Annotated in this window: 24 protein-coding genes and 1 tRNA gene; 17 read left to right on the top strand and 8 right to left on the bottom strand. The window is 35.0% G+C overall.

The window, feature by feature from the left end; all coding sequences use genetic code 11:
* The first annotated feature begins 120 nt into the window (after window positions 1–120).
* On the top strand, window positions 121–858 hold the full coding sequence (locus ACNQGJ_RS04515; RefSeq protein WP_417969654.1) for a hypothetical protein: 738 nt from the start codon (window positions 121–123) through the stop codon (window positions 856–858).
* A gap of 327 nt (window positions 859–1,185) precedes the next feature.
* On the opposite strand, the gene ACNQGJ_RS04510 is transcribed toward ACNQGJ_RS04515, so the two are convergent.
* The 5 genes from ACNQGJ_RS04510 to ACNQGJ_RS04490 all read right to left on the bottom strand — a co-directional run bounded on the left by ACNQGJ_RS04510 (window position 1,186) and on the right by ACNQGJ_RS04490 (window position 2,485).
* Window positions 1,186–1,605 carry a DUF6943 family protein gene (locus tag ACNQGJ_RS04510; protein ID WP_417969656.1) on the bottom strand — a complete coding sequence of 140 codons (420 nt, stop codon included), beginning with the start codon at window positions 1,603–1,605 and terminating at the stop codon, window positions 1,186–1,188.
* Window positions 1,602–1,796 carry a SymE family type I addiction module toxin gene (locus ACNQGJ_RS04505; protein ID WP_417969658.1) on the bottom strand — a complete coding sequence of 65 codons (195 nt, stop codon included), beginning with the start codon at window positions 1,794–1,796 and terminating at the stop codon, window positions 1,602–1,604. The genes ACNQGJ_RS04510 and ACNQGJ_RS04505 overlap by 4 nt, the downstream gene beginning before the upstream one ends.
* On the bottom strand, window positions 1,780–2,007 hold the full coding sequence (locus ACNQGJ_RS04500; RefSeq protein ID WP_417969660.1) for a hypothetical protein: 228 nt from the start codon (window positions 2,005–2,007) through the stop codon (window positions 1,780–1,782). Before ACNQGJ_RS04500 ends, ACNQGJ_RS04505 begins: the two co-directional genes overlap by 17 nt.
* A 70-nt stretch (window positions 2,008–2,077) precedes the next feature.
* Window positions 2,078–2,260 carry a hypothetical protein gene (locus tag ACNQGJ_RS04495; RefSeq protein WP_417969662.1) on the bottom strand — a complete coding sequence of 61 codons (183 nt, stop codon included), beginning with the start codon at window positions 2,258–2,260 and terminating at the stop codon, window positions 2,078–2,080.
* A 12-nt stretch (window positions 2,261–2,272) separates the two neighbouring features.
* Complete coding sequence (locus tag ACNQGJ_RS04490) at window positions 2,273–2,485, bottom strand: hypothetical protein (RefSeq protein WP_417969664.1); 213 nt, start codon at window positions 2,483–2,485, stop codon at window positions 2,273–2,275.
* Between the two features lie 719 nt (window positions 2,486–3,204).
* Between ACNQGJ_RS04490 and ACNQGJ_RS04485 the strand changes: the two genes are divergently transcribed.
* The 16 genes from ACNQGJ_RS04485 to ACNQGJ_RS04410 all read left to right on the top strand — a co-directional run bounded on the left by ACNQGJ_RS04485 (window position 3,205) and on the right by ACNQGJ_RS04410 (window position 18,961).
* Window positions 3,205–4,566, top strand: a complete 1,362-nt coding sequence (locus ACNQGJ_RS04485) for a hypothetical protein (RefSeq protein ID WP_417969666.1) — start codon at window positions 3,205–3,207, stop codon at window positions 4,564–4,566.
* A gap of 2 nt (window positions 4,567–4,568) precedes the next feature.
* Window positions 4,569–5,561: a DUF6712 family protein gene (locus tag ACNQGJ_RS04480; protein ID WP_417969668.1), complete on the top strand. Its 993-nt coding sequence runs from the start codon at window positions 4,569–4,571 to the stop codon at window positions 5,559–5,561.
* A 28-nt stretch (window positions 5,562–5,589) separates the two neighbouring features.
* On the top strand, window positions 5,590–5,901 hold the full coding sequence (locus tag ACNQGJ_RS04475; protein ID WP_417969670.1) for a hypothetical protein: 312 nt from the start codon (window positions 5,590–5,592) through the stop codon (window positions 5,899–5,901).
* On the top strand, window positions 5,902–6,837 hold the full coding sequence (locus tag ACNQGJ_RS04470) for a hypothetical protein (RefSeq protein ID WP_417969672.1): 936 nt from the start codon (window positions 5,902–5,904) through the stop codon (window positions 6,835–6,837).
* Complete coding sequence (locus tag ACNQGJ_RS04465; protein ID WP_417969674.1) at window positions 6,821–7,300, top strand: hypothetical protein; 480 nt, start codon at window positions 6,821–6,823, stop codon at window positions 7,298–7,300. Before ACNQGJ_RS04470 ends, ACNQGJ_RS04465 begins: the two co-directional genes overlap by 17 nt.
* 29 nt (window positions 7,301–7,329) lie before the next feature.
* Window positions 7,330–7,515, top strand: coding sequence for a hypothetical protein (locus ACNQGJ_RS04460; protein ID WP_417969676.1), 186 nt, complete (start codon window positions 7,330–7,332; stop codon window positions 7,513–7,515).
* Between the two features lie 10 nt (window positions 7,516–7,525).
* Window positions 7,526–7,858, top strand: coding sequence for a hypothetical protein (locus tag ACNQGJ_RS04455; protein ID WP_417969677.1), 333 nt, complete (start codon window positions 7,526–7,528; stop codon window positions 7,856–7,858).
* Between the two features lie 57 nt (window positions 7,859–7,915).
* Entirely contained in the window at window positions 7,916–8,293 is a 378-nt protein-coding gene (locus ACNQGJ_RS04450; RefSeq protein WP_417969679.1) for a hypothetical protein, read from the top strand.
* A 130-nt stretch (window positions 8,294–8,423) separates the two neighbouring features.
* Window positions 8,424–8,702, top strand: a complete 279-nt coding sequence (locus tag ACNQGJ_RS04445; RefSeq protein ID WP_417969681.1) for a hypothetical protein — start codon at window positions 8,424–8,426, stop codon at window positions 8,700–8,702.
* Window positions 8,703–8,767: 65 nt separating this feature from the next.
* The gene (locus ACNQGJ_RS04440; RefSeq protein WP_417969683.1) at window positions 8,768–9,313 is read left to right on the top strand and encodes a hypothetical protein; all 546 of its coding nucleotides are present in this window, start codon (window positions 8,768–8,770) and stop codon (window positions 9,311–9,313) included.
* A gap of 306 nt (window positions 9,314–9,619) precedes the next feature.
* Window positions 9,620–9,895: a hypothetical protein gene (locus ACNQGJ_RS04435; RefSeq protein WP_417969685.1), complete on the top strand. Its 276-nt coding sequence runs from the start codon at window positions 9,620–9,622 to the stop codon at window positions 9,893–9,895.
* On the top strand, window positions 9,888–10,289 hold the full coding sequence (locus ACNQGJ_RS04430; protein WP_417969687.1) for a hypothetical protein: 402 nt from the start codon (window positions 9,888–9,890) through the stop codon (window positions 10,287–10,289). Before ACNQGJ_RS04435 ends, ACNQGJ_RS04430 begins: the two co-directional genes overlap by 8 nt.
* 129 nt (window positions 10,290–10,418) lie before the next feature.
* On the top strand, window positions 10,419–10,961 hold the full coding sequence (locus tag ACNQGJ_RS04425) for a phage antirepressor N-terminal domain-containing protein (RefSeq protein WP_417969689.1): 543 nt from the start codon (window positions 10,419–10,421) through the stop codon (window positions 10,959–10,961).
* Window positions 10,962–11,048: 87 nt separating this feature from the next.
* Window positions 11,049–15,344, top strand: a complete 4,296-nt coding sequence (locus ACNQGJ_RS04420) for a phage tail tape measure protein (protein WP_417969691.1) — start codon at window positions 11,049–11,051, stop codon at window positions 15,342–15,344.
* Window positions 15,345–15,348: 4 nt separating this feature from the next.
* Window positions 15,349–17,151: a hypothetical protein gene (locus tag ACNQGJ_RS04415; protein ID WP_417969693.1), complete on the top strand. Its 1,803-nt coding sequence runs from the start codon at window positions 15,349–15,351 to the stop codon at window positions 17,149–17,151.
* Window positions 17,129–18,961 (top strand): hypothetical protein, encoded by a 1,833-nt coding sequence (locus ACNQGJ_RS04410; protein ID WP_417969695.1) that lies wholly within the window; start codon window positions 17,129–17,131, stop codon window positions 18,959–18,961. Before ACNQGJ_RS04415 ends, ACNQGJ_RS04410 begins: the two co-directional genes overlap by 23 nt.
* A 9-nt stretch (window positions 18,962–18,970) precedes the next feature.
* Here the strand turns inward: ACNQGJ_RS04410 and ACNQGJ_RS04405 are convergent, their stop codons facing one another.
* The 3 genes from ACNQGJ_RS04405 to ACNQGJ_RS04395 form a co-directional block, all read right to left on the bottom strand.
* Window positions 18,971–20,182 carry a tyrosine-type recombinase/integrase gene (locus ACNQGJ_RS04405; RefSeq protein ID WP_417969697.1) on the bottom strand — a complete coding sequence of 404 codons (1,212 nt, stop codon included), beginning with the start codon at window positions 20,180–20,182 and terminating at the stop codon, window positions 18,971–18,973.
* Window positions 20,183–20,276: 94 nt separating this feature from the next.
* Window positions 20,277–20,350: transfer RNA gene (locus tag ACNQGJ_RS04400), tRNA-Arg, on the bottom strand.
* Between the two features lies 1 nt (window position 20,351).
* On the bottom strand, window positions 20,352–20,597 hold the full coding sequence (locus ACNQGJ_RS04395) for a GIY-YIG nuclease family protein (RefSeq protein WP_417969699.1): 246 nt from the start codon (window positions 20,595–20,597) through the stop codon (window positions 20,352–20,354).
* Window positions 20,598–20,684 lie beyond the last annotated feature (87 nt).

Below are 20,684 nucleotides of genomic sequence, written 5' to 3'. Positions count from 1 at the left end.
AGTCACCTGCAAATGACTTCGAGTCTATAATTTGGCAAGTAGGGAAACCTTCTGAAAAATAACGTTTAAGTAAGAAGGTTTCAATGGCTGATTTAAAATTAACCTGTAAATGAAATGTTTATGCAATTAGGAAACAATAAAACAGATTATGGCGTTGCAATAAGTAAAATTGCTGCAAGTATAATTTTTCCGGAATTAGGTTTTTTAGGTGAAATAATTGGAAATGTAATTCCAAATCAAAGAATTGATAGAATAGCTAAATACGTGAAGCAGCTTGACGAAAGATTATCGTTAATTCCTGTAGAAAAATTAAATAAATTAATAAAAAACGAAGAATTTATAGATTTAATTGAAGAGAGTTTTTATATATCCTCTAGAGTAATGTCTGACGAAAGACGAGAGTATATCATTAACATAATTGCTAATGGAATTGAGTCGGAAGAGCTTAAAATGATTCAATATAAACAGTTACTAAAACTGATAAATGAGTTAAATGATATTGAAATAATATGGTTACGATTTTATTTACATCCAACTATGGGTGGAGATGAAGAATTCAGAGAAAAACACAAAGTTGTTTTCGATGAGAAAAAGAAATATTCACATAAAAATGAAAAAGAATTTATTGATTACATTGTCCAAGACAGCTATATAGAACATTTAGAAAGACTGGGGTTAATTGATCGTCAGATAAAAATGGATAGAGAAAAAGAACTTCCAAAATTCAATAGAAATACGGGAAAACCTGAAACTAGTTATGTTAGTATAACAACTTTAGGAAAGCTTTTATTGAAAAAAATAGGGCTCGGTGATGAAATAGAAATATATAGAAAACCAACTCCAATAAACATAATATAAAAACGATAGTTTTTAGAAAAAAAAATTTAAGTCAAACCTCCGCCCACTTGGGCGGAATTTTTTTATAAATTTGAATTATGAAAGAAAATGATAAAAATAACATGATATCAAGATTAGGTAAAGTAATTGATTTAATTGCTTTTTACAGTCCACTGATTTACTTTTTAACTTTGTCATTCTTGTATTTTTATCAGGACAAACAACCTAGTAACTACAGTATTTTAATAATGATATTTATGATTTATGTAAATATAAAAAAGAGAAAAATCTAAGTCAAATCTCCGCCCGCTTGGGCGGAATTTTTTTTATAACAGAAAAGCCACTTAATTAATGGCTTTTTGTTTGGAATACGTTTAAAAGTTCATGCGCTATGGCAGTTTTTAGTTCGGTGTAATATTTTCGGGTGTCTTCCTGTTTTTGTATCGCTACATCAAGCAGCTGCAATGTTTTGAGTTTTTTTAGTGTTGTTTCTTCATGTTGTACCGGATTAGTAAAAAGCGGTTGTATTATTTTCTTGTATTCGTGCAAACTCAAAAAAGGAATCACGGAACCACGTAAATAATTTTTTAAAAATTTAGAATTGTAAACCATAAAACAAATTTCGAAAGCGTTTTTTGTTTCGGTGTCCATTTCCCAACTGTTGGGAATGGGTTTTTTGAGTGGTCGCCCTGCGTGCAAGCCATGAGATTGTATATAAAAAACGGTTTCTTTCTTGGGTTTATCGGGGTTGTATCGGTGAATGGTCATAAATTCATCCGTGTAATTATCAGCATATTTTGAGATACTGAAACGGTTACTTTCTCCCCTACTTCAAAACCTGCCTTTTTCATCCATTCGCCCGAAATAGTCAATTTTGGTTTTATGGTGGGTTTCTTCCAAAGGTTTTTCACATATTGAGAAGAAACGGTAAGTTTTCGAATGTTAAAAAATGTATCCATGATAATCGCTTTTTGTAGGTTGGTTATCCTGGATAAATAAATCTGTTATCGCTTGTACTTTATTAAAGGCTTTTTTAGCTTGTGCTTTGTAGTATTTGAAGTCTTCAAAATTAAAAAGGAAGGAATACCCTTTGGCGTGGAGTGTTTCTTTTACTTGTTCAGACAATTTAAAAGATGTATTTTTGTGGCTGTTAGATTGTATCGGCGTCATGGCTTGTATATAATTTAGTGGTTTTTAAAATCCTCTACTCTTCGACCAGTAGAGGATTTTTGTTTTTAGTTTAGATTTCGAAGTTTAAGACCTCGTTTTCTGCTTCTGCTAGTAGAATGTTTAATTCGGTTTCCATCGCATCCCGAACCTTTTTAATCACGTTAGAATTACTCACTTCAAACTCAAAACCTGCGGAGTTTTTAAGAACAATTTTTGCATTTGTTTTGTCATTCCCTGCATCAAACATTTTCAAGTCGTTGGATTTTTATTTAAGGTGTTTGAACCTTTTAGAATGCGCCTCAAAATGTTGTATTCTCCCAATTCTTTCCTCTGCGGTTGGTGGTGATTTTGGAGCAAACTTTTCAATCAATGCGGTTACGGTTGCTTTCTCGTCTTTTACGGGTGTTTCTACTTTTGCCAATGTTGGTAATGGTTTAACTACTAAAACCTGTCCTACCTCTTTTTTTACTGTGTTCATTTTGTTGTTATTTATCTGATTACTAATACTTAAAGATACAAAAAAGCGTATTTATACGCAATTATTAAGAGGTAATAAATAGGGTTTTCAGCCCTAAAAACTAAATAAAGAATGATTATAAATAGGAAAATTTACCTTTTAAAAAGTTCATAACAAAGGCGTTACAAAAAAAACAAAAACCGTAAGAAATTGAAAATCAGCAAATTAACACTAATCAAAAAGGGTTAATTCTGCTTTTTCTCTTTCGAAATACCGTCCCGCTCAAAAACGGTTTTCTCGTTACCTCCGACCCGAAAGGGCAGAGATATGACAGATGGCGACGCCCCACCGCCCACCGTTTACGCTCCGCAGGTAACCTAACCCCTTGCTATTGTTCATGTCACACTGTATTACCTATGGTAATAGTATCATTGTATAACATTAATAAAAGGTAATTACATGTCACCGACCATCAAGTTGTACGATGCACTGAAAAGAATGCGAAAACTTACTGAATTAGGTATTCCATTCACGTTTAGTTTCCTATCATTCAATGAGACAAACGGTACTACTGATGGGTTCAAGGATGTCACAAACGCACAGTTAAGAAAGGGCTACCGTGATGACCAAAGCAAGAAGGCTGACATCTTAATAGGATATGTGAATGCACATGACGGCAAGCGTTGGTTCTACCTACCATTATTAATGAAGTTTAACGGATATACAGTAACACCATGAGCATGAACATAGAGTATGTAGGCAGAGACGCAATAGTAGATACGCCTGACGTAGCATTCACGTACCAAGTGAGCGAGACACCTCGTGACTTCTACCAATTGAAGGGAAAGAGCAACGATCTTGACTGGAACAATAAGCACAACTACATTGGTGATTACTTGGTTTATCCTTTTGGTGCTAACAATGATCTTCCAGATATAATCAAGCACACTGTTCAAACAAACTATATCGCTCCTGGTATTTTAAAAAAGAAGACACAATTGATTTGGGGATTAGGTCCTCAATTATACAGCGAAGACATCACTGATAGCGTACTAACGCGTAAGTGGGTAATGGATAAAGCCATCATGGACTGGTTGAAGTCATGGAATTTTGAGGAGTATTTAATCAAGGCCTGTACTGACTTCCAACATATAGAGGGAATATTCTCCCGTTATGAGTTAACCAAGGGTTCGCGTGTAGGTAAACCATTTATATCTAGAATAAATCATTTATTCCCGGACAGAACACGTTTGGCTACAGCCAAGAGCAGCAAGAACAGGGAAGCTACTCATGCAATGCTATCTGATTATTCATTTAACGCTGTTAATTCGCTAAGCGAGTACAAAGTGTATCCTCTATTTGATTTCACAGATCCTTTTGCTAATCCAAATTCGGTATTGTATTCCAATATGTATAGTTTTTGTACCGATTATTATACCGTACCAGATTTATATGGTTCGCTTGAATGGTTGAATCGCTCTACCTCAGTGCCGTTAATATTCAAAGCATTATCAAAGAATTCGATAAATTTAAAATACCATATTGTTTCGCCTCAGGCTTTTTGGGATAAAAAACGGACTGAAATGGTAACAAATTGCAATCAGCGTTCAATTCCTTTTAAAGAATCAATGTTGTTGGATTTTCAAAAACAATTCCTTGAAAAAATATCAGTTGTGTTATCGGGGGATGAAAACACCGGGAAATACCTGCATACCACAAAAAGCTTCACGGTTGAAGGAACAAATTTAATTGAGCACGGATGGGAAATAAAAGTAATCGACCAAAATATTAAGGATTTTGTTCAGGCGCAAATATCAATATCAGAACGTGCGGATCACGCTTTATCAGCAGGTTTAAATTTACATTCGGCTTTGGGTAATGTTTCCGAAAGTGGGAAAAGTGATAGCGGTTCTGAACAAATTTATGCGTTAAAAACATTCCTTCAAACAGGAATTGATATTCCCGAAATGATCATTATGAAGGCAATAAATTATGCTATCAAAGTCAACTTCCCAACATCTGAATTAAAACTTGGATTCTATCATCAGCCAGCTGAAAAAGAGCAGGATATCGCACCTAAAAACAGAATAATAAACCAATAGTCATGAAAATATTATTCAATACCACAACGACTGCAGGAAATACGGAACTTAAAGAATTACTAGGATTTATTGATGCCGATTTAAAGCTAAAAAATCTTATCCCGGATATTATCACTGCCACAAACGATGTGATTGATTTAGTAGGAATCGAAGTTTATAAAAAAGCTATTGAAGCGTATGCTGATGGAACCATAGCCGAGAACGATAAAGCCTTCGTTTATGCGATTAGGTATCCAATAGCCGTAAATGCCTATCGTTTGCACGCTCCATCGAATGATTTAGCGCACACTAATAACGGTCGAAAGATGCGTCAGGACGAGGGCGAAAAACTACCGTTTCAATGGATGATTGATAGTGACAATGCAGCACTCGAAAAAAGATATTACCGATCATTAGATGACTTAATTAAATTTTTGGATCGCTCCAAAGTTGATTTCGAATTAACAACCACATTATACTCCATCTGGACCAATAGCGAAGCCTTCAAAGCAACTCATAATCTATTCATTAGAACAGTAAAAGACTTTGACGATATCTTCCCAATCAATTCCAGACTGTTACTATTAAAATTAGCCCCAGGCATTTCGGATTGCGAGCAATATGAAATTCGTCCCCGCGTGAGTGTCGAAAAAATTACCGCATTGAAACTGGCGCTAAAAGAGAGTACGCCAATAACCGATGCAACGGACATAGAGTTGATTCGCTTAATCCGTAAAGCATCGGTAGCGTATTCGTTTGCATGGGCAATGCCCCGCCTATCCGTACAATTATATCCGGAAGGTGTCCTGCAACATGTAACCAGTGATCGAGCCACAACACGAGGAGCAAAACCATCGTTGAAAAACGAAACGCAAGAAGCCGCTCAAGCATGGAGATTGGATTTTGACAGAGCCATCAAAGCAATAGAAACGCTTTTAGAACCGCCACCAGTAGTTGACGAAACCACTAATGTCACTCCTGATATTATATACGGTGACAATTATTTTTCAGCTTAATTAATAAAACCATCCAAAACCTTTATCAATGAAATACTTATTTAACAAAATTGCCTTTTTACTTAACTACCTGAGAAACTTTAGAACCATAAATCAGTTCAAGAAAATCAACAATAAGCTCTACAAAACCATTGAAGATCGTGAAGTGGATAGGATTATTTTGAAAGGGCGAATTATTAAGATGGTACGGGATTATATAACCATTAATACATCTTCTGAATTTATTCCGCCGTGGTATAAAACTAATGCTGAAATTAGAGAAGAAGTGATTCATAAATATGGAGAAGAAATGGAGCAGCTTGGAATTAAATTATACCACAACTTAAAACTATCTGCATAGATGCATACCATCGAACTTCCTGATGCCAAAATAAAACGCTACATCCCCAGCGATTTATCTGAATGTGACCAACAGCAGTATATTGATATGTGCGAACTCATCTTTCATTTTCAGAATGATGCTATCAATTACGATGAATTTCGCACCCATGCCGTTTATAAATTGATGAATATGATTCCAAAAACAATAAAGGAATTAGAAAATCAAACTGAGGAACAGAAGGCAATACAAGCCGAAAAGTTTGCAAACATTTATATGATCTCGGAACTAATCGATGAATTTTTTGATACTGACGATAATGGTGTGAAAATTATCAAGCAATATTATACTAATAATCCGGTACCTAGTTTCAAACCACTCATGATAACCTATTACGGTCCAGCAGATCAGTTTCGCGATATGACCTTTGGAGAATATCGGGACGGATTACGGCTTTTTCACGATTTCCACGCTACCGGTGATATGCATATTCTAACCTTATTGACAGCGTTGTTTTACAGACCTAAAAAGTCTTTTCATTGCATCAAAAAGCGATTAGCATCATATGACGGAAACATTAGGGAGCGGTATAATTCGAACACTTTGGACGAAAGAGCCAAAGGATTAAAGACTGTGCCAATAGGTTTTATTTACGGATTTTATCTGCTGTTTGCGAGCTTTCAAAAATACCTTATTGATGCCAAAATACTCTGGGGCGGTCAGGAAATAGATTTTTCTATTTTATTCGAAAGCAGTAAAACTGAGGAATCGTCCAACAATGATGTACCAGGAATAGGCATGGATAGTATTGCGTTCTCGATGGCCGAAAGTGGCACGTTTGGAAACATAAAAGAAGTCGATAATACTAATTTTTGGGAAATAATGGTACGTATGTATGACCTACGAAGAACAGATCTCGAACGAATAAAACACGAAGCCAATGCTACCACTAAATAGATTACTAGAATATCAAGCAGAATTATGTGAAGCCTTGCGCGATTCAACTAACAATAAGCTTTTCAATTTCACCGATATGATTATCGATGATAGCGAACTTGCTAAACTATTGAAAGAACGCGAAAGTGGAGACAATACCTTTCTGATTTCAGTAATGCCGGATTACACTATGAAAGGCGAGCAAGACACTGAGAAATGGGAAAACATCCTGCAATTCTTTATCCTGGACAAAACCGATTATTCAGATAATGATCGCGATGATTTTCTAAATATTTTTGTTCAAACACAAATCAAGGCAAAAGCCTTTGTGTATAAATTATTGGAAGATAAAGCGAATGTAGATGGTGTTTTCTGCGGATTTCTTTCTTGGTTAAAAGAAGATTCCATCAGTGTGCGCCCTGTCTGGAAAATGAACGGATGCAACGGCTGGACGGTAACAATAAATTTGGATAGCGCTTTATAATTGCGTATATTTACGCAAAACATAAAGCCATGACACCCGCACAAATTGAATTATTATTTAAGGAAGTTATTCAAACAAAAGCCATTTACAACCAACTCGAAGGCATCACAAGAAACACCGTTTTCAACTGGCTCAATGATCGTTCTCAACCCACCATTGGCGATATGCTTAATGTGTTGTACCAGTTAAAGAAGATTGAAATAATCCAATCATAAATAGGTTTTTATGAAAACATATACATCAATTTTATATTTCAATACTGGTTTACACGAACGAATAAATGTTGGCTTAATTATGTTTAATGAGCTTTATTGCATAGTTGAACTTAAACAATCTAAAATGAATTTTGTGAAGCATTTTAAACCTGAATCCTTTGATTTATTCGAGCATGCAGTTACATCTTTTAAAGACTATTTTTCTAAAGAAATGCCGACTCACGCACAAATAAAAAGACTCTCAAATTATAAAAATGGAGTTTTTAAATTGGAAACTCCCAATTTTATAGCTATTGATTTTACTGGGGAAAACTTTAATAAATTTTTCGATAAGCATATTTAATTACTCTCATCTATTTGTGTGAATTATTGGTAATGAAAATAAATAATATTTTAATTTATGGACTTAATTCAATCCAGAGAAAACCTGTCAGACCAAATCCTTGAAGGGCGATTTATCCGCCGTGTGCTGCAAGACACCGCTAAGGATATTGATCAAGCCCAACATTCCTATATTTCAGGGCGTGGGTTTGAGAACAGCGACTGGAACTCTGGAAGAAGCTTCACAGTAAATCAAAATGAATTAGGATATACTCACTTAAAGAAACATCGATTTGTGGATATGAAAACCCGCACTAGCAGTAAAGGCAAAACACGCAAGAAATCCCACCCAATACACAATAAGATTATTTGGGGCCATTACAACAATGTAATCAAGGAATTGCATTTTGGTTTTACCAATGCCATTAAAGAAGAACTTAGAAATTTAGAAGAGTAATCCCTCCACTGCGAGGGATTTATTTTTTTACGGTTTCCCATAAAAAACGCTACTTTTTACGGTTTCCCGTAAAGAAATAATTTCATTCATAAATATATTTGAGATTAATTATAAAAATTAATTATGAAAAATGTTACCCCAAAAAAAAACTGTCATTGGATCCATCACTAATTTTCTATCCAGTGATTTATTGCATGAAGAAATCCAGCAAATGCCCATCGATATTCAGGAAGTATTTGATTTATTACTAGATACTGAATATGGCAATGATTTACAAACACGACGTAAAATGCTCCGTTTTAAAGAACTCACCACTACTTTTGCCAAAGCACTAGCACCATTTAGCGAGGATGAGATACAAGAATCCTGTGAAAACTATAAAAACCAACACAAAATAAACGTAACTTAACCTACTAAATCCCTCCTAATCGAGGGATTTTCTTATATTTATAGCCTAACCTTAAATTTTAAACTATGAAAAAAATTATTTTATTGTTGTTATTTATGCCATTTATTGGGTTTGCTCAAAATGTGAATCAACCACAATTTTTCAATGTAAATTTAGATAAGGCACCAAAAAACATTCTAAATAAATTTTCTATAAATGAAGATAAGTTTACAAACATTACTACTATTGCATTAAAAAAAAATGATTCTAGAAGATTACAATTTTATTTAAATATAAATCAAGGAAAAGCTTCTTTTTTCATGCAAACTTCCTATTATGGTAAGGAATGGATTTTCTTAAATTCTATTATATTTTTAGTTGATAATGAAAGAATTGAATACCAGCTTAATAATGTAAAAAGAGAAGTTATATATGGATCTGGAATATCTGAGATAACAGGAATTTATGTTGATGAAAATATATTTAAAGCATTGGAAAAAATATCTAACACTACTTCAGATGTTGAAGTGAGATATGTTGGAGAAAAAAACAATTTTGATTTTAGAATAAACAAATACATGAAGGAAATGCTAAAGGAAACCTTAGACTTTTATAAATTAATTAAATTGTAATGAGTAACTTTCACTACAACCGACTTCGTGATCCTAATTGGTGGTACTTCTGCATAATAGTGCTTGCAATAGTAATAATCATATCCTACTTTATTGAGTAGGATATTTTTTGATGTGCATTTGCACATCGTATATATAAATAATATATCTTTGCTTTGCTGAATACAAAAAAACAGAAACTTATGTTTCACCCAGAAAAGTTAAATAATCCACCCACAACATCGAAGTCCGGAGTAAGACCGGATATCTTCAAAGTTTCTTTGTGTTCAGCAGTCTTTGTTGTGGGCTTTTTAATATCTCAAAATCATGCTGAACACAGAGAACGAAACATCTTACCATGATGTAATGCCCGCCGTAGCCAAATTTGTTGGCGAAAGAACTAGTGAAGGATTTGTAGAAGATTTTCCAGATGACATGCAAGAAATTGCTGATTTGTTCCTGCAAACAGAATTTGCCAACGATTTACACATGCGAGAAAAACTAATTCGTTGCCTAAATCTCATTCGGGAATTTGGGAAAACCATGCAGCCATTTTCTACGGAGCAAGTCTATGAAGCCTGTAAAGAGCAAGGATATGTCTAGTGTAATAGCCATAAAAATATTCTACGCCAAGGGCATTAGAGTATCGCTAAAAAACAAAACCTTTCAAGAAGCCATGATCTTGATTTGGAAATCACCTGCTTTCAGTGATTATGAACCACTCAAAATCATCTTTGCCAGCACCGGTAAAACATTGTATGCTGATAAGGCACAATTTCATTCGTTCCTAGAAGGAAATATCACGATGCAGGAACTTATAGAACTAACCCAATGCGAGGAATTGTATCGTAATACTAAGGATTTTCAAGGCGAAGGCAATTTCACGATAGATGCCGAAAGTTTATGGAAGCTGGAAAACAAAACATTAGTACTCGTAGATGATGACAATGTTTTTACCACCAAATATGAAGTATCAATTTTTGAAATAGCCGAATAACTAAAAGCCACATAATTGTGGCTTTTTTTATTTGCAAATGTTAAAGTTTCAATTTAGTCTAATTAAAGTATTGCTTGTCAAGTATTTAATATATATTTGCAAGAAATAAACTACAAAAAATAATTATTTATGAGTACACAATTAATTTCTACAATCAACAATCAAAAAATTGTAATTGTAATCGATGAAGAAGGACAAAAATTTGTTCCAATAAAACCAATTTGCGAAGCACTTGGGGTAAACTATACTTCGCAATTAGAAAAGTTAGAAAACGATGATTTATTAGATTCAACTATCCCCCTGAGGGGGACAGTTGGTGCAGATGGAAAAACGAGGGAAATGAAATGTATTCCTCTTGAATTTGTCTTTGGCTGGGTGTTTTCAATTTCTTCTAAAAACGTAAAAGATGAAGTTCGAGAATCATTAATTCAATATAAGAAAATTTGCCATAGAGCACTATTTGATTATTTTACCGAACATTCATCATTCATAGAAGAAAAAGAAAAAAAGTTGAATGAATATGTAGACAAAGAAGCTGAAGCACGAAACCATTTTAAGAACGCTGAAAAACTTTTAAAAGAAATTCGAACCGAGCGCGATGTTTTCAGAAAAACAACTTTCGAAGAATGGAAAGCTAACAATAATCAACTGATGATGGATTTCAAAGAATAACCACTCTAAGCCCCGTAATTACGGGGCTTTTTCGTGTCACATCATTACCCCTTTTTTAATGCCAATTTTACTGAAAATCAGTATCTAATGGCAAAGACTATATCCGACGAGCAAATGAAATTAACCATGATAATCAATGGTAATTCCGCTCAAAAAGAACTTTTTGATTTAGAAAAAAGTACCCGTTCGCTTAATGAACAAAACAAATCGTTACTGCTCCAAAAGAAATTACTCGAGAAACAAGGTCAAAAAGATACGGATCAGTATAAATTACTGACCGCTACGATGAAACAAAATACTGCGGAAGTTTTAGCCAATAAAAACCGCATGTCTGAACTTCAAAAAGAAATAGGACTTACTGGCTTAACGATGGGACAATTGCAATCCAAAGCTACCATGTTGCGCAATACATTGCGAAATCTGATACCAGGTTCTGACGATTATGTACGTTATCAGGCTGAACTGACACAAGTCAATAGTCGATTAGGTGAATTATCAGGCCGTTCCAGAACTGCCCAGTCTTCCATTAGTTCCCTTGCTGACGGATTCAATCGTTACCAAGCTTTAGCCCTTTCTTTTATTGCAACAATAACTGGGGTGGTACTTTCCATTCAAAAAATAATTGATTACAACGGTAAATTATCCGATGCTCAAGCTGATGTAATGAAGACTACCCGAATGACAAAAGAGGAAGTCGATGAATTGACTAAATCTTTTGGACTACTTAAAACCCGTTCGCAACGTATTGATTTATTAAGTATTGCTAAGGTTGCTGGAGAATTAAACATTGCTAAGTCAGAGGTTGGGGCTTTCGTAAAAGTTATGGATAAGGCAGGAGTAGCTCTTGGAGATTCATTTGAAGGTGGTGCCGAAGAAGTCGCAACTAAATTGGGTAAAATAAAAAACTTATATGACGAATTGAAAGATGCTAAAGTGGAACTGGCTTTTGAAAGTGTAGGTTCCGCTTTGAATGATTTGGGTGCAGATGGTAATGCAACTGCTGCTAATATTTCAGACTTCGTGACCAGAGTAGGTACATTATCCGCTGGTTTAAAACCATCAATAACGGAAGCATTAGGACTTGGAGCCGCATTCGAAGAAACTGGTATAAATGCTGAAATTGCAGGAAATAATTACGGAAAATTGCTCCGTATTGCAGCGCGTGACACGCCTAAGTTTGCTCAATTTATGAAAATGACAAACGAGGAAGCTACTAAATTAATAAATACGGACCCTACAGAATTCTTCCTGAAGTTTACTGAAGCATTTGGCAAGGTAAAAGATGCAACTAAACAGGCTTCACTTCTGGATTCACTAAAATTAAATGACAATGAAGTAGGAATGATTATTAGTTCCGCAGCAAAAAATACTGATTTATTCAGACAAAAAATAGATTTGGCAAATGAATCACTTAACAAAGGAACCTCCTTGACAGAAGAATTCAATATTAAAAACTCAAATCTTGCTGCAACTTTAGAAAAAATAAAGAAAACTACAACAGGATGGTTTTCTTCGGACACTTTTGTTTCTTGGTTAACTACTGCAGTAACATCTTTAGCGAATTTAATCGGTGCGTCAGATGACGCCGATGGTTCAGCTCAACGATTGAGAGATAGGTTTATCTTCATGATAAAAATAATCGCTATAGTAGTAACTTCATATCTATCGTACAATGCAGCAGTAAAACTTACCGCATTATGGACAAATGGCTTAGCTACTGCAACCCAGATTTTAAACGCGATTCAAAATAGAGGTGCTGTAATGACGGGGATTCTTCGAAGCGCTCAATTATTATTAGCGGCTTCATATTACACCATTACTGGTAATACCGTAAGGGCAACTGCTGCAATGCGATTATTTAATGCTTCGGCTAGTGCTAATCCTTTGGGTTTAGTTCTAGTAGCTGTTATGGCTGTTGTTGCCGCAATGGTTTTATTTAGCAAAGAAACTTCTAAAGCTAGTAAGGTTTCTCAAATGCAAGCGGATATTCAAAATGAAGTTGTTAAAAGTATCTCTAAAGAAAAAAACGAAGTAGAAGCTTTAGTCAAAGTAATACATGACGAAACGGTATCTAAGGACAAAAAATTAGCGGCAATAAAAAGGTTGAACGAGATTGCACCAGAATACCTTAAAGGATTAACCTTAGAAAACATTAAAACTTTAGAAGGAAAAAAATTATTAGACCGTTATATTGATTCACTTTATAAAAAAGCAAGAGCCACCGCAGTTGTTAATAAAATGGAACAGCTAGAACAGCAGAAATTGGACGTTCAAAGTAAAACAGCTGGAGATTATCGTGAAGACAGTACATTCGGTTTTTTAGGCAGTAGTGAAATGGATTCGTTTACTTCAAGAAAAGACTTTGAGCAGTATGTTAGAGGTAAATTTAAGGGTGTAACCAAAGAGAATTTTAATAGGATTGTAAATAAATACATGTCGGATTTTGGTTTTGATGAAAAAGACAAACAAATCCAAGATATTGAAGCACAACAAAATGCTTTAAAACCTGAATACGAAAAAAACTTAGTAGATAGTTTAGTAACAAAAGTTGAGACTACTACTCCAGATGATACGCCTGAGAATATTACAGGCGCTGGTTCAGGAAGTGGTACTAAGAGAAATCCAAATTCTTCACAAGCGGAGATTGCCCGTAAAAACCTTGAAGAAGCTACCAAAAATAATGAGGAGTTATTAAACCTCGATCGTCAATATCAGGATGATAAATTGGCATTAATGGCTGAAGGTGCTGAAAAAGAATTACTAATTGAACAGCAAAGATACCTTCGTGAAATTGCGGATTTAGAAAAAAAGAAAGTGCATACCGGAGAATTGGCAAAACTAAATGAAGATATCGCTAAAGCTAAAGAGTCAGGCGATAAAGCGGAACTGAACCGATTAGAAGGTTTACGTAAAGGTTGGGACGCCAAAAATCAGGCTTTTGATGATAAAATTAATGTCATTAAAGAAAATAAATTAAATCTCCACAACGTTCGTATTGGCATTATTCAAGAAAAAGGTACTAAGGAAAGTTTAGAAAAAAGAAAAGAAGCGTATGATCTCGCTAAAACGCTCCGTGAAACAAAATTCAATGAGGAGTTAGCGAAACTTGGAACCAATGAACTTGCCAAGGAAAAACTGCGCAAAAGTTTTGCATTATCAGAATTGGCTGAAGAAGAAAAATTCCTTAAAGAACTTGTTGATCAATTCAACCTTATAGTAGGTAAAGGCAACTTTGGTAAAATGGATATGTCCTTGCTTACCCCAGAGCAAGTGGAAAGTTTTACCCAAGAAGCTGCCAAAGTTGGTTTGACATTATCGGAACTGATTGCCAAGAAAAACGAACTCACCGGCAAACAAGCGGGTGCTGATGCAGCTGCATTAAGATTAGGTGGTAAAAACACTGATATATTTGGTTTTACTCCTGAAAACTGGGTGCAGTTCTCTGATAATTTAGCCAATGGAAAATTGGGAATTAACGAAATGGTTTTTGCAGTTGGAGCCTTAACCGATGCTTATGCAAAATACAATGAATTTTTGAGTGCCAATGAAAATGCTCAATTAAAAAAATATACTACTGCATCAGATGCCAAGAAAAACAAGCTAAAAAAGCAATTGGATTCTGGTATGATTTCTCAGGGTCATTACAATAAAAGCGTTGAGAAAATTGATTCGGATTTAGATAACAAAAAAGCCGACTTAGAATACAAGCAAGCCAAACGACAAAGATTGATTTCTGCAGCAAGTATCATCCAGTCAACCGCGCAAGCTATTATTGGTATTTGGGCACAATTTCCAAAAGCGGATTTTGGTATCACTGCAGGTATTATGTCGGGCGTTGTGGGCGCATTAGGTGCACTGCAATTAGCCACGGTTTTAAGAACTCCCTTACCCGCCAAAGGATACGAAAGCGGTCTTTATCCTGAATACGTAAAACGCGAACAAGATGGTAAAATGTTCAAATCAAGTTACCAGGGAAAAACCCGTTCAGGATTAGTGAGCAATACCAGTCATTTCCTTGTGGCTGAGAATGGTCCCGAAATGGTAATCGACAATAAAGCTTGGACGCAAATGAATCCTGACGTCAAAGAGGCACTCGTACGTGACTTGAGGGGAATCAAAGGATTTGAGCAAGGATACTACAATCAGGATATGAAACGATATGAAGTTCCGGCTACATCATCCGCTCCTTCCTCCTCTTCTTCTGGTAATGATCAAATGATGCAAATGATGATGGCGCTAGTTGCAGAGAATACATCGGTATTGAAAGACTTGCGCGATAAAGGCGTTACGGGTAAATTTTTTAAAAATGATTTGCAATCAGCCAAAAACATTCAAGACAGTATTAACGATTATAACGATTTGAGAAACAAATCTAAAAAATAAAACCATGGCATATTCAAGCATAACCATAGATTTCCTCACGGTACCAAACTTTAATGAAGTACTTAATATAAGCGAAAATAAACTTGGGTTAAATTTAAATGAAGTTTTCAAAGATGCAAGAACTACTGCGGGAACGGTCAAAATACCTCCGTTTTATGAGTATGACGGAATTCATCCAGAACGTTACATAGGATATATTTCCAACCACTATAAATCTTCCTTTGATCTAGATTTTAATGCCACTAATTTATTTACGATTACCGCCACTAATGGCCCTGTAAATGAAGGAACCGGTCAAGTTATAATTACGGCTAATTATAGTGATGCCGTTTTTGTTCTGGGTACTTCAACTGCAAATGTTACAGTAACCATAAACAATCAAACCTTCACTCCGCCACCTGCTGGAGTAATTACGTTCAGTCCTACAGCATTAAATTTCAGACACGAACAAAATACAGCGTTTGAGGAATTTGGTATAGCTATGAGTGGCGATTTATGGAAAGTGGTGGGAAAACCTAATTTTGTTCTTTCCTCTACAACTGCAGGTGTTACGATGGCAATCGTTACGGATGGAACTGGAACGTATCAAACGGTTACGGGTTCTGGAAATGCCATTGTTTCAATAACACCAACCGCTTATTATGATGGATCAGGAACGTTTCTCCCTGCGGACTTAGCAGGAAGTTTTGCGGTCCTAAAAAATAATGCTGCTTATGGAACGATTGCATTTACGATGGAAGTAACTCGGATTTCTGACTTCCTGACTAATCCTTATTTGGCTACAGCCAAAGCCTTTACATTAGATCCAAAATTCTTTGAGTTTCGCTCCACAAATCTGGACACGTATTTTCAATTTGATTCCACAATAAAGACCTACGATTTCTTTACAAATGCCGTTAATGAATATTTAATACCACTAAAAATTGTTTTGTTTAAAGGATATGCGAAAGAAAATTTAGGACAAATCATCCATCGCTTGATGCGAAAGTTTACTGATGTAAATGATTCGCTATTGCAGTACAAGCAAGCCACTTTAAAAATCACTTGCAGCGAAATAAATATTGCAGATACAACGGTAGTGCGTTCCGGAACGATGGCTGATATTCCTATTATTGCAGGATTAAGTAGGGGGATTACTAATGTAGGCTTTTTGGATTTTAATCCCGCACCGAACCGAGTGACAAAAAACAGCTTTGCCTATTTGAATATTTTAATACCTGCAGGTAGCTATGAATTACGAACATTCAAAAATGGAATCCTATTAAATAGTTTAGCTTTGCCCGCTTCAACTGGCGTGGTACTTTGTAAAAAAGTATTGTTTTCGGATTTTGAAAAAGGGGATTTGATACAATACGTGATCGATGTGGTTGGGCAAACAAATGCTTTGGCTCCAAAAAAAACCTACATTCTTTTCCCGGATAATAATTATTCGAATATGATTGTTTGGGAAAATGAATTCTTGGTTCAGTCGGCCATGGAATGCACCGGTTCTGCATCGATAGATCCCGAAGGTGAATTTCAATCCCAAACTGTTTTTATTGATTTAGTGGAGCGACTGGAACATTTATCATCTTCTAAAATGGTGAAATTATATATCAATACCGGATGGCTTTTATTTTCAGATATTGATACAGTTGAAAGCCTTATGCGTTCCAAAAGAGCGTGGTTGTTGCAAGGTAATACTACAATATCGCTGCGACCAATTAGTAAAAAACTACCAAAAAAGGATTTAGAAGAAGAATTGATTTCCTATCCACTTGAATTTCAAATAAACCAAAAGTATAATGAGGAAACTTATTCACTCTAAATTTGAACTGGATTTAACGCCGTTCAAAGTATCAGATACCGAAGAAAACAATTGGTTTTCCGATTCGTTTTTTACCAAATATTCCTTCCCTTTCAATATTGATTTGACTGAGGATTTGGATATTGCGTTCGATTTCATTTCGTTTTACAATTCTATTCCGGAAACGTATTTCGAACTGCTTTATGTTCATAACAATAAAATTGAAAAGGCAGTTTTTGAGATAGAATCGCACCAGGATAAATTAAGTTGCACGGTGCGTTTTGGATTCGAACAATTACCAAGTTTTGATAAGAAGCTATCGGAATTATCACTTGATAAATTTGACTTACCCGAAGGAACTACAATCTATGCACATGCCGAGACGATAATCCTGCAAACATTTCCTGCGGTAAATTATAATTTCCCGCAAATTCACGTGGATAAATACGATGCTACCGATGCGCTTTGGAATGGCTTTGAAGGAATCATTAACAATCGTGTGTCCGGCGCATTCCTTACAAATACTGTGGATACCGTTGCCGATGTCACATATAATAGAAATGTGATGCAACCGCTACCCTATTGGATTCATATTCTGCAGCGCGGAATGATTGATGGTGGTTATACTTTGTCGGGAAAAATTTTGAATGATCCACGGCTAAAAAAAGCTTGTCTTTTTGGTGATGTAGATTATTTTGGAAAACCAACATTTCAGCCAGCTATTACCGTTCTAAAAATGTCAGCGGACTATTCAGAAATCAATTATAATAATGGTCCGCGGGTAAAAGCGTTGCAATTCAATTCATTAACACTTCTAGCAAATCCGGGGAAATATAATATATCCGGCACTTTTAATTTAGTGACGTTTCCTAAGAAATTCTCCTATTTTTATATCAAATATCGAGGAGAAATTATTTATAAATATGAAGCCAATGGAACTCTTTTTGATCGCGTTAGGTACATAGGTGTCGATTTAGATTTTGAAACCATTGCGGATTTAAACCCAAACGAATTGCTGATAGAAAGCTATCAGGCATTTTCAGAAGAAGTTGTAATATTTGATTTAACCATATCATGTTTGCGGTTGAATGACAGTACAGGTGCTGCAGTTCCTACAGTGGCAAATGAAAATAAAATTGATTTAACCAGGGCGGTTCCTGATATCAACTTTGTAGATTTTATCAAAGTGGTAAAAAACTGGTTCAATTATGATTTGAATATCATTGACAAACTGGCCATAATGAATCCTATTGAGGATGAAATAGATTATCAACATGTAGAAGATTTGCAGTTTACAGAGGTTAAAAAACCGCTTAGAAAATTCAGTCAGGGTACCTCATTTCTTTTGAAATTTGCTGACATTGAGAATAAGGACTTCAATTTTTTACCGGTGTTTCATTCCAAAGAATCAGTAGTGAATTCTAATTACGTTACAAATGATAAAACCACTCCTATTGAAATCAATGCATTGCCGTTGCCATTGTTGACTCGAAAAGGAAAGCAAACCGCATTCGCCTTAGAACAAAATGATTCGAAAGTCTATCTGGTACCATACGCAGGATTGTATAATGGAAATAATTTGGCGCAACCCATTGAAGAATATCTTCTTCCTGCTGTGCATCTGCAATATTGGAAGAAGTTTTTTAATTTTAGAATCAATTCCCACGGTTTTACTTGGAATTTCAAGGCTTGGAACGAACAAATTTTAAACTTAAAGGCAAAGACAAAAATCTTCGCCTATAAAAAGTTTCACATTATAAAAACCATTAACAAGACAGAAATCAGACCCAATCAATATGAAGTGGAAATTGAAACGGAGGGGTTGGAATAAAAAAAACCACTATTTAAGTGGCTTTGTTTTTAAAATATCATTCATGTTATGAATCTGCTTATCAGTAATACTTTCCACAATATGAGAATAAATCATTGTCTGTTTGATATCGGTATGACCGAGTAGTTTTTGAAGATGTTCAATTCTTCCTTTACAAATTAGAAAATTTGTTGCAAAAGTATGTCTACCCACATGGAAGGTTACTTTTTTTGTAATTCCTACAGATTTTACAATTATCTTTAATTCTTGATTAATATGTTGATCACTAAATTCTCCTGAAAATAATTTATCTGTCCCTATGAAGGATAATGCTGGCTCATTAAGTTGAATCCTTTGCAGTTTATCTGTTTTCTTAGCAAAAAATACCAAGTTATGTCCTATAATATTCTCAGTTGTTATTCGTTGAACATCAGAAATTCGTAATCCTGTAAAGCAAGAAAATAAGAATCGACCAAGAATAGCTTTCAAACTTTCGTTTATAAATCCCGAATTATAATATTCATTCAGATTGTAAATTTCGTGTGGCATTAAAAAGGTGCGATTACTACTCACTCTGATTGTTTGTACCTTTTTATAATTTAAATTAGTAACAATTCCTTTATCATTTGCAATATGTAGATATTTTTTAAAATTCTTAACCACCGTGTGAATAGTATGGGATTGATTTTTTTCTACTTTTTTAAAGTGATTAATCATTGTATTGAAAAAATCATTAGTAATCTCATAAAACAATATAGATGATTTATATTTTTTCACTTTCCTCAGACTAGACATTTGTTGTTTATAAGTAGATTCTTGTACAATTAGTTTTTGCGTAGCCATCTCTAACTCCCAAAACTTTATAAAATCAATCCTTGATGTTGGATTTTCATACTCATACATCAGCTTTTCAATACTGAGAACTTCCCCGCCAAGTCTATAAGCAATTTCAATTTTATTGATATCTCCTAAAGCTTTTTCTATAATTAAATTATAGTCCTTGAAAAATGTAGCTTTCGATTTTACTCTTTGTTTTTTCTTATCAAAATCAATTACCCCAACTGAAACATGTAAAGGAATTCTTTTACGCTCCCCGTTTAGGAAAATTTGAATGAATAAAGCACAAGTTCCATCTGCTCGAATATAATCGTCTTTGATTATAATTTTCGAAGTCAACTTCCCACTAAAATTCATTGGGTAGGTTTGTGGGAAGTAAAGGGTGTTTTTTAACGCTGTAGCCATTAATTAAAAATTTAAAGATTGCCCTAAAATCGGGTAAGGCGAGAGCATTACACCGTTTTGATGTAACACTCTCGCCTTTAATATTCTTAGTTTGTGACCGCGACAGGGTTCGAACCTGCAACCCTCAGAGTCGAAATCTGATATTCTATCCAGTTGAACTACGCAGCCATTATTTTATTACTTTGGTCTTTAAAAATTCTCTTCCACTTCCTGTTTTGAAATATTTTACACGAAGCACTGCTTCATCTCTAGTTCCAAATGTTTCCAAATAAACCAATTTCCATGGTTTATAACCTTTGGTAGATTTTGTCTTACCTGAATTATGTTCTGCTATTCGCTTGGCTACATCACTTGTCTGACCTTTATAAAGTCTGCCATCAATTTCACTCTCTAAAATGTATACGAAATATTCCATTTACTCTCGAAATCTGATATTCCCTGCCTGCCGGCAGGCAGGTATCCAGTTGCCTGCCTGCCGGCAGGCAGGAACTACGCAGCCATT

The organism is Flavobacterium cryophilum (assembly GCF_048286555.1).
In the GTDB taxonomy this organism is placed as follows: Bacteria; Bacteroidota; Bacteroidia; order Flavobacteriales; family Flavobacteriaceae; genus Flavobacterium.
The sequence above is the reverse complement of the archived record's forward strand: the minus strand, read 5'-3'. Positions and strand labels throughout refer to the sequence as shown.

What these genes read in the sequence shown, in the direction of transcription:
- ACNQGJ_RS04490 (WP_417969664.1), bottom strand. Translation starts at nt 2,485, where the DNA reads ATGAACACAGTAAAAAAAGAGGTAGGACAGGTTTTAGTAGTTAAACCA.
- ACNQGJ_RS04480 (WP_417969668.1), top strand. Translation starts at nt 4,569, where the DNA reads ATGAAAATATTATTCAATACCACAACGACTGCAGGAAATACGGAACTT.
- ACNQGJ_RS04455 (WP_417969677.1), top strand. Translation starts at nt 7,526, where the DNA reads ATGAAAACATATACATCAATTTTATATTTCAATACTGGTTTACACGAA.
- ACNQGJ_RS04510 (WP_417969656.1), bottom strand. Translation starts at nt 1,605, where the DNA reads ATGACCATTCACCGATACAACCCCGATAAACCCAAGAAAGAAACCGTT.
- ACNQGJ_RS04435 (WP_417969685.1), top strand. Translation starts at nt 9,620, where the DNA reads ATGCTGAACACAGAGAACGAAACATCTTACCATGATGTAATGCCCGCC.
- ACNQGJ_RS04440 (WP_417969683.1), top strand. Translation starts at nt 8,768, where the DNA reads ATGAAAAAAATTATTTTATTGTTGTTATTTATGCCATTTATTGGGTTT.
- ACNQGJ_RS04515 (WP_417969654.1), top strand. Translation starts at nt 121, where the DNA reads ATGCAATTAGGAAACAATAAAACAGATTATGGCGTTGCAATAAGTAAA.
- ACNQGJ_RS04445 (WP_417969681.1), top strand. Translation starts at nt 8,424, where the DNA reads ATGTTACCCCAAAAAAAAACTGTCATTGGATCCATCACTAATTTTCTA.
- ACNQGJ_RS04430 (WP_417969687.1), top strand. Translation starts at nt 9,888, where the DNA reads ATGTCTAGTGTAATAGCCATAAAAATATTCTACGCCAAGGGCATTAGA.
- ACNQGJ_RS04425 (WP_417969689.1), top strand. Translation starts at nt 10,419, where the DNA reads ATGAGTACACAATTAATTTCTACAATCAACAATCAAAAAATTGTAATT.
- ACNQGJ_RS04405 (WP_417969697.1), bottom strand. Translation starts at nt 20,182, where the DNA reads ATGGCTACAGCGTTAAAAAACACCCTTTACTTCCCACAAACCTACCCA.
- ACNQGJ_RS04475 (WP_417969670.1), top strand. Translation starts at nt 5,590, where the DNA reads ATGAAATACTTATTTAACAAAATTGCCTTTTTACTTAACTACCTGAGA.
- ACNQGJ_RS04395 (WP_417969699.1), bottom strand. Translation starts at nt 20,597, where the DNA reads ATGGAATATTTCGTATACATTTTAGAGAGTGAAATTGATGGCAGACTT.
- ACNQGJ_RS04460 (WP_417969676.1), top strand. Translation starts at nt 7,330, where the DNA reads ATGACACCCGCACAAATTGAATTATTATTTAAGGAAGTTATTCAAACA.
- ACNQGJ_RS04450 (WP_417969679.1), top strand. Translation starts at nt 7,916, where the DNA reads ATGGACTTAATTCAATCCAGAGAAAACCTGTCAGACCAAATCCTTGAA.
- ACNQGJ_RS04470 (WP_417969672.1), top strand. Translation starts at nt 5,902, where the DNA reads ATGCATACCATCGAACTTCCTGATGCCAAAATAAAACGCTACATCCCC.
- ACNQGJ_RS04465 (WP_417969674.1), top strand. Translation starts at nt 6,821, where the DNA reads ATGCTACCACTAAATAGATTACTAGAATATCAAGCAGAATTATGTGAA.
- ACNQGJ_RS04485 (WP_417969666.1), top strand. Translation starts at nt 3,205, where the DNA reads ATGAACATAGAGTATGTAGGCAGAGACGCAATAGTAGATACGCCTGAC.
- ACNQGJ_RS04410 (WP_417969695.1), top strand. Translation starts at nt 17,129, where the DNA reads ATGAGGAAACTTATTCACTCTAAATTTGAACTGGATTTAACGCCGTTC.
- ACNQGJ_RS04500 (WP_417969660.1), bottom strand. Translation starts at nt 2,007, where the DNA reads ATGACGCCGATACAATCTAACAGCCACAAAAATACATCTTTTAAATTG.
- ACNQGJ_RS04505 (WP_417969658.1), bottom strand. Translation starts at nt 1,796, where the DNA reads ATGGATACATTTTTTAACATTCGAAAACTTACCGTTTCTTCTCAATAT.
- ACNQGJ_RS04420 (WP_417969691.1), top strand. Translation starts at nt 11,049, where the DNA reads ATGGCAAAGACTATATCCGACGAGCAAATGAAATTAACCATGATAATC.
- ACNQGJ_RS04415 (WP_417969693.1), top strand. Translation starts at nt 15,349, where the DNA reads ATGGCATATTCAAGCATAACCATAGATTTCCTCACGGTACCAAACTTT.